At 70.2% G+C, this 14,480-nt stretch carries 10 protein-coding genes; 9 read left to right on the top strand and 1 reads right to left on the bottom strand.

Annotated elements, in window-relative coordinates:
• Positions 1-109 precede the first annotated feature (109 nt).
• The 5 genes from ABIA38_RS04190 to ABIA38_RS04210 all read left to right on the top strand — a co-directional run bounded on the left by ABIA38_RS04190 (position 110) and on the right by ABIA38_RS04210 (position 4,809).
• On the top strand, positions 110-772 hold the full coding sequence (locus tag ABIA38_RS04190; protein ID WP_424637013.1) for a PadR family transcriptional regulator: 663 nt from the start codon (positions 110-112) through the stop codon (positions 770-772).
• Between the two features lie 48 nt (positions 773-820).
• A complete protein-coding gene (locus tag ABIA38_RS04195) occupies positions 821-1,900 on the top strand; it encodes an inositol-3-phosphate synthase (RefSeq protein WP_424637014.1) in 1,080 nt (359 codons plus the stop codon).
• A gap of 143 nt (positions 1,901-2,043) precedes the next feature.
• Positions 2,044-3,363 carry an MFS transporter gene (locus ABIA38_RS04200; RefSeq protein ID WP_424637015.1) on the top strand — a complete coding sequence of 440 codons (1,320 nt, stop codon included), beginning with the start codon at positions 2,044-2,046 and terminating at the stop codon, positions 3,361-3,363.
• Between the two features lie 133 nt (positions 3,364-3,496).
• Positions 3,497-3,940, top strand: coding sequence for an LppU/SCO3897 family protein (locus ABIA38_RS04205; protein ID WP_424637016.1), 444 nt, complete (start codon positions 3,497-3,499; stop codon positions 3,938-3,940).
• A gap of 146 nt (positions 3,941-4,086) precedes the next feature.
• Positions 4,087-4,809, top strand: coding sequence for an LppU/SCO3897 family protein (locus tag ABIA38_RS04210; RefSeq protein WP_424637017.1), 723 nt, complete (start codon positions 4,087-4,089; stop codon positions 4,807-4,809).
• A gap of 63 nt (positions 4,810-4,872) precedes the next feature.
• Here ABIA38_RS04210 and ABIA38_RS04215 read toward each other — a convergent pair whose 3' ends face one another.
• On the bottom strand, positions 4,873-6,360 hold the full coding sequence (locus ABIA38_RS04215) for a CCA tRNA nucleotidyltransferase (RefSeq protein WP_424637018.1): 1,488 nt from the start codon (positions 6,358-6,360) through the stop codon (positions 4,873-4,875).
• Positions 6,361-6,488: 128 nt separating this feature from the next.
• On the opposite strand from ABIA38_RS04215, the gene ABIA38_RS04220 reads away from it, so the two are divergent.
• From ABIA38_RS04220 to ABIA38_RS04235, 4 genes are all read left to right on the top strand, one after another.
• A complete protein-coding gene (locus tag ABIA38_RS04220) occupies positions 6,489-6,950 on the top strand; it encodes an NUDIX hydrolase (protein ID WP_424637019.1) in 462 nt (153 codons plus the stop codon).
• Positions 6,947-9,379 carry a DUF6049 family protein gene (locus ABIA38_RS04225; protein WP_424637020.1) on the top strand — a complete coding sequence of 811 codons (2,433 nt, stop codon included), beginning with the start codon at positions 6,947-6,949 and terminating at the stop codon, positions 9,377-9,379. Before ABIA38_RS04220 ends, ABIA38_RS04225 begins: the two co-directional genes overlap by 4 nt.
• A 52-nt stretch (positions 9,380-9,431) precedes the next feature.
• Positions 9,432-12,035: a murein biosynthesis integral membrane protein MurJ gene (gene murJ, locus ABIA38_RS04230; RefSeq protein ID WP_424637021.1), complete on the top strand. Its 2,604-nt coding sequence runs from the start codon at positions 9,432-9,434 to the stop codon at positions 12,033-12,035.
• 422 nt (positions 12,036-12,457) lie between these two features.
• Positions 12,458-14,401 carry a protein kinase family protein gene (locus ABIA38_RS04235; protein WP_424637022.1) on the top strand — a complete coding sequence of 648 codons (1,944 nt, stop codon included), beginning with the start codon at positions 12,458-12,460 and terminating at the stop codon, positions 14,399-14,401.
• The last annotated feature ends 79 nt before the right edge of the window (positions 14,402-14,480 follow it).

The following is a 14,480-nucleotide window of genomic DNA, read 5'->3' on the forward strand; positions in this document are numbered from 1 at the left end:
CGAGCCTGGGGCACGGCAGCCCCGGCCGGACGAAGGTCGGTTGCGACCGTATCCCACGATCGCGGCAACACCCGGGTCCGGCCCGGCGCGCAGCGGATGGAGGAAGGCGATGAGCAGGCGCGGTGGCGTCCTCGAATTCGCGATCCTCGGCCTGCTGCACGACTCCCCCATGCACGGCTACGAACTGCGCAAGCGGCTCAACACCGTGCTCGGCTCGTTCCGTGCCATCGCCTACGGCACCCTCTATCCGTGCCTGAAGTCCCTGCTGGAACGGGGTCTGCTCGCGGAGGAGGTGCCCGAGGTGACGGCACTCGCCGGCAGCAAACGATCCCGGATCGTCTACCAGCTGACGGCACAGGGCAAGGAGCACTTCCAAGAACTGCTGTCCGAGTCCGGGCCCTCGGCCTGGGAGGACGAGAACTTCGGCGTGCACTTCGCCTTCTTCGGTCGAACCGACCACGAGGTGCGCATGCGTATCCTCGAGGGTCGGCGCAGCCGGCTCGAGGAACGCCTCGACCGGGTGCGCGGGTCGCTGACCCGGACGCGGGAGAAGCTCGACGGTTACACCCTCGAGTTGCAGCGACACGGCTTGGAGTCGGTCGAGCGCGAAGTGCGCTGGCTGAACGAGCTCATCACCGCCGAGCGGCATGCCGGAGCCACTCCGGACGCCACCGGCCCCGAACGCCCGGTCGACGCGTCGAAGGACGCCGACGACCGGCTTCGGACCCCCACCCAGGACGTGGCCTCGGACCCGTCCGCATCCAACAACTGAGGTCGCCGGTTCATGGCGACTTCGTCGAGATCACAGGGAGCAACCGGAATGGGTTCGGTTCGCGTAGCCATCGTCGGCGTGGGCAACTGCGCCGCTTCGCTGGTGCAGGGCGTCGAGTACTACAAGGACGCCGACCCGAACAGCCGCGTCCCCGGCCTGATGCACGTGCAGTTCGGCGAGTATCACGTGCGTGACGTCGAGTTCGTGGCCGCTTTCGATGTGGACGCCAAGAAGGTCGGCTTCGACCTGACGGACGCCATCGGTGCCAGTGAGAACAACACGATCAAGATCTGCGATGTGCCGCTGTCGGGCGTCACCGTGCAGCGTGGGCACACCCTGGACGGTCTCGGCAAGTACTACCGCGAGACCATCGAGGAGTCGACCGAGGCCCCCGTCGACGTGGTCAAGGTCCTCAAGGACCAGGCCGTCGACGTCCTCGTCTGCTACCTCCCGGTGGGCTCCGAGGACGCGGCGAAGTTCTACGCCCAGTGCGCCATCGACGCCAAGGTCGCGTTCGTCAACGCTCTTCCGGTCTTCATCGCCGGTACCAAGGAGTGGGCGGACAAGTTCACCGAGGCAGGCGTGCCGATCGTCGGCGACGACATCAAGTCGCAGGTGGGCGCCACGATCACGCACCGCGTGATGGCGAAGCTCTTCGAGGACCGCGGCGTCCTGCTCGAGCGCACCATGCAGCTGAACGTCGGCGGCAACATGGACTTCAAGAACATGTTGGAGCGCGAGCGCCTGGAGTCGAAGAAGATCTCCAAGACGCAGTCCGTCACGTCGCAGGTCGACCGCGACCTCGGCGCGGACAACGTGCACATCGGCCCGTCGGACTACGTGGCCTGGCTCGACGACCGCAAGTGGGCGTACGTGCGCCTCGAGGGTCGCGCCTTCGGCGACGTCCCGCTGAACCTGGAGTACAAGCTCGAGGTCTGGGACTCGCCGAACTCGGCCGGTGTCATCATCGACGCCGTGCGCGCCGCGAAGATCGCCAAGGACCGCGGCATCGGTGGCCCGATCCTGTCGGCGTCCTCCTACTTCATGAAGTCGCCGCCGGTGCAGTACTTCGACGACGAGGCCCGCAACGCGGTCGAGTCGTTCATCAAGGGTGACATCGAGCGCTGACCCGCTCCGCCCGACCGGCGCCCTCGCGGTGTCGTCGGGTGATCGAAGGCCCGGCTCCGCTCCAGGAGCCGGGCCTTCGGCGTGCCCGGCCGGATCGGTGCCGGTTTGGGGAGGGCCGACGCCGGCCGGCTACGGTGGGCGCCGTGCCCCTCATCCGTGATCTGCGCTCGTTGCTGAAGCTGCGCGACTTCCGTCGGCTCTTCGCCACCCGGTTGACCTCGCAGCTGTCCGACGGGGCCTTCCAGGTCGCCATCGCGGGACAGGCGTTCTTCGCGCCGGAGAAGCAGACCTCGGCCGGCGCGATCGCGACCGCGTTCGCCGTACTGCTGCTGCCGTATTCGCTGGTCGGGCCGTTCACCGGGGTGCTGCTCGACCGGTGGCGGCGGCGTCAGGTGCTGGTCCTGTGCAATGTGCTGCGCGCCGTCCTGGTCTCCGTGACCGCGGGTCTCGTGCTGCTCGGGGTGCCCGATCCGGTCTTCTACGCCGCCGCGCTCGTGGTGCTCTCGGTGAACCGATTCGTCCTGGCCGGGTTGTCCGCGTCGCTGCCGCGCGTGGTGCCGGCCGGGCAACTGGTGACGGCGAACTCGGTGTCGCCGACGGCGGGCACGGTCGCGGCGGCGCTCGGCGGCGGGGCCGCGGTGCTCGTGCACGCCTTCCTGGCCGCGGGATCCGGCGCCACCGCGCTGGTGATCGTGGTGTCCGGGCTGCTCTACCTGAGTTCGGCGGCGGTCGCCGCGACGATGCCGGCGGATCTGCTCGGGCCCGATCCGGATCGGGTGTTGCCCGGGCTGCGGGAGGCGCTGGGGTCGGTGGCGCGCGGGCTGCGCGAGGGGGCGGTGCACGTGTGGCAACGGCGGGCGCCCGCGCACGCGTTGGCCGCGATCACCGCGATGCGGTTCTGCTACGGCGTGCTGACGGTGATGACGGTGTTGTTGTGTCGCAACACCTTCAACGAGCCGAGCGATCCGGACGGGGGACTGGCCACCTTCGGGATCACCGTGAGTGTGTCCGCGCTCGGCTTCTTCGTCGCGGCCGTGGCAACACCCGCGATCACCACCCGGATCGGCGTGCCGGCCTGGATCGGCACCTGCGCGCTGGCCGCGGCGGTCCTTCAGGCGGCGCTCGGCCTGCCGTTCGCGTTCGCACCGCTCCTGGTCGCCGCGTTCCTGCTCGGGGTGACCTCGCAGGGCGCCAAGATCGGCGTGGACACGATCGTGCAGACCACCGTCGACGACGCGTATCGCGGTCGGGTGTTCTCGGTCTACGACGTGTTGTTCAACGTCGCGTTCGTGGCCGCCGCCGCGGTCGCCGCACTCGGCCTGCCCGACGACGGCCGCTCGCCGGGGGTGCTGCTCGGGGTGGCCGCGGTGTTCGCGCTGACCGGCTCGTTGTACACCCTGGCGTCACGCCGCCACCCTCCGGTGATCGTCGCGGCGTTGCCGACGGACTCCGGCCGGTCCTGATATCCCTTTTGGCAATACCCGGGGCTTTTCGCCGCGCGCTCGTCTCCAGGAAATTACTCGTGGGTAGTGCAATGCCGAGGCCGAGGTTCTAGCCTGCACATCCAGCGAATTTCGGCACCTCTGGAGATACTCCATGTCCAATAACGCCGGTTCAGGGGAAAACAAGCCGTTACCGTACGTACCGGCGTGGACCGAGAACACCACGCCGGACGCCGCACCGCCGACCGGCCGCCGGGCACGGGCCGGCAGTCGCTCGAGCCGGCGGCGCGGGCGGGTGGCGCTGATCACGCTCGCCGCCGCGCTGCTCGTCGGCGCCGGGTCCGCCGGGGGCTGGTGGTACGTGCACAAGGACGACGGCGGGCCGCGCATCCACGAGGGCGATTGTCTGCGCAGCAGGGCGAGCGTCGATCAGGACCCGGTGGACTGCGAGGACCCGGCGGCCCGGTTCGTGGTGGTCGAGCGGATCGAGTGGACGACGTCCGCCGCAGTGTGCGGTTCGGTACCGGGCGAGCCCATCCCACTGGCCTCGAACCCCGCCCCGGACGGCTTCGTCCTGTGTCTCGCCGCACGGAAATAAGCGATCGTGAATGCGAATAGCAGGGATATGCCCGTTATTTCGCTCACATTCCGTCGAGACAAGGGGAATCCCCGCTGCGCGTGTCCGGCCGGACCCCTAGTGTTCCGGACTGTCTCACCAGTCCCGTGCAACGGAGAAGCGTCCCCATGTCCAATCCCTTCCCGCCCGGCCCCGAGGGGCCCCAGCAGCCGAACCAGGGCTGGAACCAGCAGCCGGGCCAGCCCCAGCAGCCCCAGCAGGGTGGTTGGGGTCAGCAGCCGGGTCAGCCCCCGCAGGGTCAGCCGCCACAGGGCCAGCCCCCGCAGACCTGGAACCAGCAGCCCGGCCAGCCGCAGGGCGGTTTCCCGCCGCCCGCCGGCGGCTTCCCGCCCGGTACTCAGCCGGGCTTCTACGGCAGCCCGCCGCCGCCCCCGCCGCGCAAGAGCAAGCTGAAGAAGATCCTGATCGCGGTCGCGGTGCTGATCGTCCTCGCCATCGTGAGTTTCGTCGCCAAGAACGCGCTCAACAAGGACGACGCCACCAGCGCGAAGGCCGGCGACTGCCTCGGCCACATCGAGGGCGGCATCGGCAAGTCCAAGATGCCGAAGATCGCCAAGTGCGACTCGCCGGACGCCAAGTGGAAGATCGTCAAGAAGGTCGACGGCTCCTCGGACACCGGCAAGTGCAAGGACCTCCCGGAGAGCTCGGGCGTCTTCGCGACCTTCTACTGGTCCGGTACCAAGGACGGTGTGGTCTGCCTGGCCTTCACCTCGAAGACCACGCTCGCGGACGTCAAGGCGATGGACCCGATCAGCACGATGGGCGTCACCGAAGAGACGTTCGAGGCCGCCAAGAAGGAACTCGAGAGCAAGGGCGCCAAGTTCGAGTAACCCCGCGCCCCACTCGCACCTCGAAGCCCGCCGGTCGTCCCCACCGGCGGGCTTCGCGCGTACCTACACCCCGGCGTTCGCCGTCCACCACTCGCGCAGCGCGGCGACCGCCGCATCGTGCTCCATCGGGCCGTGCTCCAGGCGCAGTTCGAGCATGTGCCGATACGCCTTGCCGACCAGCGGGCCGGGCGGCACCTCGAGCAGCTTCATGATCTCGTTGCCGTCCAGGTCCGGCCGGATCGAGTCCAGTTCCTCCTGCTCGGCGAGCTGCGCGATCCGCTCCTCCAGCGAGTCGTAGGCACGCGCCAGCGTGGCCGCCTTGCGCTTGTTGCGCGTCGTGCAGTCCGACCGGGTCAGCTTGTGCAGTCGGTCGAGGAGCGGACCCGCGTCGCGCACATATCGGCGCACCGCCGAGTCGGTCCACTCGCCGGTGCCGTAGCCGTGGAAACGCAGGTGCAGCTCGACCAGGCGCGTGATGTCGTCGGTGACGTCCTTCGGATACTTCAGCGCCTTCAGCCGCTTGCGGGTCATGTGCGCGCCGACCATCTCGTGATGGTGGAAGGAGACCCGACCGTCCGGCTCGAAGCGCCGGGTGCGCGGCTTGCCGATGTCGTGCAGCAGCGCGGCCAGGCGCAACACCAGGTCCGGCGCGCCCGGTGCCTCCAGCTCCATCGCCTGTTCGAGCACGATCAGCGTGTGCTCGTAGACGTCCTTGTGCCGGTGGTGCTCGTCCACCTCCAGGCGCAACGTCGGCAGCTCGGGCAACACGTGCGCGGCCAGACCGGTTCCGACCAGCAGTTCCAGGCCCTTGCGCGGGTGGTCGGAGACGATCAGCTTGTTCAGCTCGTCGCGCACCCGCTCGGCGGAGACGATCTCGATCCGCTCGGCCATGTCCGTCATCGCCGCGACCACCTCGGGCGCGACCTCGAAGTCGAGCTGCGCGGCGAATCGCGCGGCGCGCATCATCCGCAGCGGGTCGTCGCTGAAGGACGCCTCGGGGGTGCCCGGCGTGCGCAACACCCGCGCGGCCAGGTCGGCGAGCCCGCCGTGCGGGTCGACGAAGGTGATCCCGGGCAGCGCGACCGCCATCGCGTTGACCGTGAAGTCGCGGCGGACCAGGTCGTCGTCGATGGACTCGCCGTAGGAGACCTCCGGCTTGCGCGAGGTGCGGTCGTAGGCCTCGGAGCGGTAGGTGGTGATCTCGATCTGGTAGTCGGGCGAATCGGCGAGCTTCTTGCGGCAACCCACCGTGCCGAACGCGATCCCCACGTCCCACACCGCGTCCGCCCAGGGCCGGACGATCGCCAGCACCTGTTCGGGGCGCGCGTCGGTGGTGAAGTCGAGGTCGTTGCCGAGCCGACCGAGCAGCGCGTCCCGTACCGAGCCGCCGACCAGCGCGAGCGAGTGCCCGGCCGCCTGGAAGCGGTGGGCGAGGTCGTCGGCGACGGGGGCGACGCGCAACAGTTCGGTGACGGCGCGGCGCTGTACGGCGCTCAGTTCGCCGGTGACCGGCGGGTCGTCCGGATGGGGTGTGTTCTTGGCGTTCGGCACGGGAGACAAGGTTACGGGTCGAGGCCGCGCCGCTCGCGCGCATTACCCCGCGGCCGGTGCCTCGACGGGCCGCATGACGCGGTGATCATGGCGCAATGGCGTGGCGCATGTCGCACTAAGCTTGGCGGATGCCTTCCGAGACCACGCCGCCGCGCCGTCGGTTGCAGGTGGTCGAGGAGATCTCGGCGGGCGGCCTGGTGGTCGATCGGCTCACCCTGCGGGCGGCGTTGATCGCCCGCCGGGATCGGCGCGGCCGACTGTTGTGGTCGCTGCCCAAGGGGCACATCGAGGACGGCGAGAGCGCGGTCGACGCCGCGCTGCGCGAGGTCGAGGAGGAGACCGGCATCGTGGGTCGGGTGTTGGCTCCGCTCGGCGTGATCGACTATTGGTTCACCGCGCCGGACCGGCGGGTGCACAAGACCGTCCACCACTACCTCATGGAGGCGGCGGGCGGGGATCTGTCGGACGACGACATCGAGGTCGAAGCGGTGGCTTGGGTTCCGCTCGGCGCGCTCACGGCGCGTCTCGCATACCCCGACGAGCGGCGGTTGGTCACGCTCGCTCCGGAGCTGTTGGCGGACAGCGCGTGAGCAATCGCCGGTCCCGGCCCGGGACCAGGGTCGGGCCGCCGCCGGGGCGGGTGTTCGGCGTGCTGATCCTGGCCCTGGTGCTCGCCGCCTCGCTGCTCGGCATGCTGCCGCCGACGCTCGCCCGCGCCGCCGACGGCGATCGGGTCCAGGTGCTGATCACCAAGATGACCCCGGTGGCCAGGGCCGGCGGCACGGTGAACATCGAGGGCCAGGTGCTGAACACCGGCTCCAGGGTGCTCGACCAGGTCGAGGTCGCGGTCCGGGTGCGCACCTCCGAGCCGCTCTACCGCGCCGGCATCGCCTCGCCCGAGGAAGCCCAGTCGACCGGCGCCCTGCTGAAGGACAAAACCGTCACGCTGCGCAATCTGGCCGTCGGGCCGGGCGCGGCCCAGCCCTGGGCGATATCTTTCCTGGCCAACTCGCTCGGCCTGGGCGAGACCGGCGCGTACCCGCTCACGGTCGAGGCCAGGGTCGGCGGCAAGCCGATCGGCAGCACGCGCACCTTCCTGCCGTGGATCGCCAAGAACGGCCTCAAGGACGTCACCCCCAACCCCCTGCGGGTGGGCCTGGTCTGGCCGCTGGTCGACCGGCCGCACCGGGACGGCACCACGCTCGGCGACGAGGGCCAGACCCCGGTGTTCCGCGACGACGACCTTGCCGGGCTCTTCGCCCCGGGCGGGCGGCTGTACGACCTGGTCAACATCGGCAACGGGCTCAAGGTGGACTGGGCGATCGATCCCGAGCTGTTGGATTCCGCCGCCGAGATGGCGGGCGGTTATCGGGTCGCGCCGCCCGGCAGCCTGGATCCGGACAAGCCGAAGAAGACCAAGGGCGGCAAGGCGCCGTCCGCCGAGGACACCGCCAAGGCGACGCCGAACCAGGTCGCCGACACGTTGGCCGGCGGCGGCGGTCCGGTCGCCGGTACCTGGCTGGAGCGGCTCAAGGCCGCCATCGGCATGCAGTCCGTACTCGCGTTGCCCTACGCGGACACCGACCTGGCCGCGGTCGCACACGCCCTCGACGCGGGCAAGGCGGACCTGCGCACCCAACTCGGCGAGGCCCAGCTCGAATCGACCGCGGTGATCCAGCGCACGCTGGGCAAGTCGGCGCGCACCGACATCGCCTGGCCGGCCGGCGGCGCGGTGGACGCGGCGGTGATCGATCTCGCCCGCGGCAGCGGCGCGAGCACCGTGCTCGCCTCGGGGGCGAGCCTGGCGCCGAAGGGGGAGTCCAACGTCACCCCACTGGCCACGGCCACCCTGCCGGGCACCGACGGCAAGGGCACCGCGCTGGTCACCGATCCGGACATCGACAAGATCCTGACCGCCGACACCAAGGCGCCGGGCCAGGCGGTGCTGACCACCCAGCAGTTGCTCGCCGAGTTGCTCACCATCGTGCTGCAGGAGCCCAACCTCAAGCCCGCGCGCAGCGTGCTGATCACCCCGCCGCGCACGATGGACGCCTCGCTCGCCGGCGTGCTGCGCGACGTGCTCGCCGCCTCGACCGACTGGGCACGCCCCGCGCCGCTGGCCGAGTTGGCCAACGAGCCCGCCCCGCTGCCCGCCCGCCGGCTCGCCGGCTACCCCAAGGACGTCCGCGCCGCCGAGCCGACCACGCAATACCTCACCGAGATCGACAACCTGGCCCGGTCGATGCAGACCTTCGCCTCGATCCTGACCAAGCCCGAGCGGGTGACCGGCCCGTTCAACCCCGCGCTGCTGCGCATGTTGTCCACCGAGTGGCGCGGCGACCCACCGGGGGCGGACCGCTATCGGCTCGGCGTCACCCGAGGGCTGCGCGAGCTGGAGAAACTCGTCTACATCATCCGCAGAACCGGTGTGACGTTGTCCGGCGACCAGGGCAGCATCCCGGTGACCGTGGTGAACAACCTCCAGCAGCCGATCACCGTGAAGATCGCGGCCACCTCGCATCAGCCGAACCGGCTCAAACTAGGCGATCCGGTAACCGTGACCGTGCCCGACGGACGCCGCCGCGAGGTGCCGATCTCGGCCAAGTCGGCGGCGAACGGCAAGGTCATGGTCAACGTCGAGCTGCTCACCCCGGACGGCCGGCAGGTCCGCACGCCCGAGTCGTTCTTCGTGAACACCACCACGATCGACGTGTTGACCCGGTGGATCATCGGCGGCCTGGCCTTCCTGCTCGCGGTCTTCTCGCTGCGCGCCTTCCTGCGCAAGCGGCGCGAGGCGGCCCTTGCCCGGGAGGCGAACGGCGAGGATGGTGAGGACGGCGACGCCGAGCCGGCCGATCCGGGTCCGGCACGGGACCCCGTCCCGGAGCCGAACGGGCCGATATCCGGGTGGCCGCCGGCCCACCCCGCGGCCCCGCACGCCGGCGCGAACGGACCGCCGGATCCGGCCGACCCGCACGGACACACACCGTCGGGATCCACGACCGACCGCCCCGAATGAGAAAGTGGGCACCGGACACTCAACCTGACCGAGAAGACGAGGGCCCGCCCGCATGAGCGACCGGAGCGACGAACGTCAGCCGTACACCGGCGGCTCCGCCGAGCCGGACGGCGGCGCGCACGACGATCCCTACCGGGGTCGGCCGCCCGCCGACCCCTACCTGCAGCAGTACGTCGATCCCTACGGACAGCCGGCCGACCCCTACGCCGCGCAGCCGCCGGATCCGTACGCGCAGCCGGGATACGCCGAGCCCGAGTATCCGCAGCAGGGCTATCCGAGTCAGGGCGGTTACGGCGCCGGTCCGGAGCCGGTCTACGGGGATCCGTACGCCGCGGGCGGCTACGACCCGTACGCCCGACAACAGCAACAGCAACAACAGCCGCCCGCGCAGGACGGCGGCGGCGCGTGGTTCCGGGACGAGCTGAGCGACCCGCCGGCCAACGACCCCTACGTGGGTGTCGAGGAGATCTTCACCCCGGAGCCGGCCCAGCAGCAGTACGACCCGGCCCAGCACTACGACCCGTCCGCCCAGGGGCAGCAGCACTACGGCGGCGGTGGCGGCGGCTACGGCTCGGGCGACCCGTACCAGCAGCAACAACAACAGGTCCCGCAGGCGCAGCACCACCCGCAGCAACAACACCACCCACAGCAACAGCCCCAACAACAGCCCTACCAGCAGCAGGCGTACGTCCCGCAACAACCGATCCCGCAGCAGGGCCAGGGCGGCTGGGGCGACTACGACCGTCCCGGCGGCTGGCTGATGGACCAGACGCTGACCGGGATCAACCTGGGCCTGGCCGGCGACGTCGCGGGCATGCCCTCCTACACCGAGGCCTACCAGCGCTACGAGACCCAGCACCGGGCCGAGGCGGCGGCCGCGTCGGCCTCCGCGAGCGCGGTCCTGGACGCCCCGCCGGTCCCGCTGAACCCGTCCACATCGCCCGTCTACCGGATGCCCGGCTCGGGCGCCGAGGAGCGGATGGCCGGGATCCCGGTCGGCGGGGAGGGCAAGAAGGGCAGCAAGCTCGGCGGCATAATGCGCTCCTCCGCCGTGATGGCGGCGGGCACCATCGTCTCCCGGATCACCGGCTTCGCCCGCAACCTGGTCGCCGCGGCGGCCCTGGGCACCGCGATCCTGGCGAACACGTACAACGTCGCCAACACGATGCCGACGCTGCTCTACATCCTGGTCGGCGGCGGCGCGCTGAACGCGGTCTTCGTTCCGCAGCTGGTGCGCGCGATGCGCCAGGACGACGACGGCGGCGAGGCGTACGCGAACCGGCTGCTCACGCTGGTGATGACGGTGCTCGCGGGCCTGGTGCTGATGGCCTGGCTGGGCGCGCCGCTGCTGATCCGGGCATTCGCCAACTCGCTGGCCAAGCACCATCAGGACTACGAGCTGGCGATCACCTTCGCCCGCTACTGCCTGCCGATCATCTTCTTCATGGGCCTGCACGTGTTGTTCGGGCAGATCCTGAACGCGCGCGAACGCTACGGCCCGATGATGTGGACCCCGGTCCTGAACAACATCGTCATCATCGCGACCTTCGGTCTCTACATCTGGGTGGCCGGCACCGCGAAGAACACCGGGCAGAACTCGGACACCATCACCCCGGACGAGATCCGGTTGCTCGGCCTGGGCACGCTGCTCGGGATGATCGTGCAGTCGATGGCGATGATCCCCTACCTCAAGGCGGCCCGGTTCCGCTTCCGACCGCGCTTCGACTGGCGCGGCTCGGGGATGGGCAAGGCGCTCGGGCTGGCCAAGTGGACGTTCCTGTTCGTGCTGGCGAACCAGGCCGGCTACCTGGTGGTGACCCAGCTCGCCACCGCGATCGACACCAACGCGCGGGACGAGAACATCCAATTCGGCGTCGGCTTCACCGCGTACAGCAGCGCGCTGTTGATCTGGCAGTTGCCACAGGCGGTGATCACCGTGTCGGTGATGACCGCGATGTTGCCTCGGATGAGTCGGGCCGCCGCCGACGGCGACCTGGCCAGTGTGCGTGGCGACATCTCGTCCGGCCTGCGGCTCTCGGCGGTGGCGATGATCCCGTGTGCGGCGATCTTCGTGGCCCTCGGCCGGGACATCGGCGGCTTCATCTTCGCGCCCACCGGCATTCAAAGCGCGCACTGGATCGGCTACATGCTGATGGCGCTGGGCCTGGGGCTGATTCCGTACTCGGCGCAATATGTGCTGCTACGCGGGTTCTACGTCTACGAGGACACCCGAACACCGTTCCTGAACACGGTGTGGATCGCGGGCGCCCAGGCGGCGTTCGCGGGTCTCGCCTACGTCGCGCTGCCCACCAAGTGGGCCGGTGTCGGCATCGCGGGCGGCTACAGCCTGGCCTATCTGGTGGGCGTGCTACTGGCCGCCCAGCGGCTCAAGAAGCGGCTCGGCGACCTGGACGGCCGCCGGGTGACCCGGACCTACACCCGACTGCTGATCGCCGCCGGAATCGGTGGGGCCGCGGCGTTCTTCGTGGCCCGGCTGTGCACCGGCCACTTCGGCTCGGCCATGGGCGGCTCGGCGATAGCGGTGGGCGCCGGGATGGTGACGATGCTCGTGGTCTTCTTCATCGCGGCCAACCGGATGCGGGTCGAGGAGATGACCGCGATGACCGGGATGATCAAGGGCCGACTCGGCCGCTGACCCGTCGGCGCGAGCGCCGGGACGACTGCGCCCGTCGAGTTCCCACCGGGAATTCGGCGGGCGAATCCGTGTGGGATGTACCACCATGGGCCAAGTGAGGGTGTGCGGCGCCGCGAAACCGGGGTAAAGCTCCCGTTACGCCGGTCTCGGTTTCCTTTCGGATCTTGCGACGAGGCAACCCGAGGTGGGGTCCGGGAGTCTCTTGTCGTGTAGAGGTCGTCCCTGACCAACGGCCCGAGATGCCTCACCTCTACCATGAGTATGCCGACGAGGAGGATGAGGCCGAGGTGACGGACCGAACCGCAGGATCCGTCGACCTAGCGACGGGTGAGGCAACCCCCGTACCGGCCAAGACTTCTGACGCACCGTCGGACAATCCGGTCGGTTCGGACGGCAAGGGCTCGGCAAACACCACCACGGTTGTGCCCATCGGTTCCGTACCCGAACCCGCCCTTGACGAAGTGGTCGGATCCGCGCCCGCCGAAGCCGACCCGGCCGCGAACGGGCCAGCCCTGAACGGCGCTTCGGCCCACCCCGGCAAACCCGTGGCCGAAGAAATCCCGTCCCCCCACCCCGAGTCCACCGAGCCCACCGAGTCCGCAGCGGTGAAGGACGAGCCGATCAAGAACGTGACACCCGACGTCGAGGCGACCGAAACCGAGTCGGCGTCCGACAAGTCGGCGCAGAGCAAGGCCGCCCCGGGCAGGCCCGCCGCCGAACCGGCACCGCAGCCGGCCCCGAAACCCGAACCCGAGCCGGACCCCGAGCCCGAACCCGCGCCGCCGCGGGTCAACCGCGGCACCCGGCTCGCCGAGCGCTACCGGCTCGAACACCGCCTGTCGCAAAACGGCCGCAGCGAGACCTGGCGTGCCGTCGACGAGAAGCTCCGCCGCGCGGTCGGCGTGCACATCGTGCCCGCCGGCGGCGAACACGGCCGCGCGGTGATCGCCGCCGCCCGCGCCGCCGCGCTGATGGGCGATCCGCGCTTCGTCCAGGTGCTCGACTGCGCCGAACAGGACGGCCTGATCTACGTGGTGAAGGAGTGGCTGCCCGACGCGGACAACCTCACCAAGGTCTTCGAGAGCGCGCCGCTGCCGCCGCACGAGGTCTACGAACTCGCCCGCGCGGTCGCCCAGGCGATGTCCGTGGCGCACCGGGCCGGCCTGTCGCACCTGCGGCTGACGCCGGAGAACGTGCTGCGCATGCACACCGGCCAGTACAAGATCGTCGGCCTGGCGGTCGAGGCGGCGCTGTACGGGCACGACACCACCGACGCGGCGCGCGACGACACCCACGCGGTCGGCAGGCTGATGTACGCGGCGCTCACCCGGCGCTGGGTCGACGGCGCCGAATACGGGCTCCAGGCCGCGCCGTTCACCGGCGGCAGGCTGTGCGCGCCGGGTCAGATCCGGGCCGGCGTGGACGGCACGCTGGCCGCGCTGACGATGCGCGCGCTCGGCCACGAGGTCAAGCACGAACCGGCGTTCGAGACGCCGGGCGAATTGTCCGCGGCGATCGCCTCGATCCCGGAGATCCATCCGCCGGAGCAGGGCGAGATCGTCGGCGGACCGGAGGCGGACGAGTACCCCGTCTACACGCCCACGCCGACCCGCACGGTCTACACGTCGACCGGCTACCCGGGCGGCGGCAACGGCCCGGCCCGCCCCCCGGTGGCCCCACCGCCACCGCTGGGCGGCCGATTCGGCGCGTCGGTCAAGGGCGTGGTCGCGGTGCTCGTGGTGCTGGCGATCGTGCTGGTGACGTGGCAGGTGGCGAGCCACGTGGGGGACGGGGAGAAGAAGCAGGACCCGCTGAAGCCGGGGGCTCAGACACCGACCTCGCTGCCGACGAGCACGGCCCCGCCGACCCCGGTCGTCAAGAGGCCGGTGGCCGGCAAGGAGATCTCCATCGGTGGTGGTACGCCGATCCAACCGGACGCCGTGAAGCTGACCTACGACGGCAAGGACTCGACCTACTGGCGCACGAACTACATGGTCGACGGCCCGGAGATCACCTTCAACCGCAAGGGCTACGGGATCGTCTACGACCTCGGCGAGGTGCGCGAGGTGCGCGGGGCCGAGATCAAGCTCGGCGCCGGCGGGTCGCACACCGACATCAAACTGCTCGCGGCGGCGCCCAACGCGAAGTCGATGCCAACCTCCGAGGACGCGTTCGTCGACGTCGGCAAGAACACCACGAACGACGACGACCTGAAGATCGAGGTCGACAAGCCGGTTCGGGCGCGGTACGTGCTCCTGGTGATGACCGCGATGCCCAGGGTCGACTCGAGCATCGGCGATTACCAGATCTACAACCCCGGCTACCAGAACGCGTGGCGCGAGGTCACCTTCACCACCGTGCCCTGACTCCTCCCGGCGATCGAGGCGAACCCCTCCCCATCCCGCGTGTCCTCCATGCCAGGATGATCCCGGGCCCAGGGGGAGG

The sequence above is a fragment of the Embleya sp. AB8 genome (genome assembly GCF_049739465.1).
Taxonomy (GTDB): domain Bacteria; phylum Actinomycetota; class Actinomycetes; order Streptomycetales; family Streptomycetaceae; genus Embleya.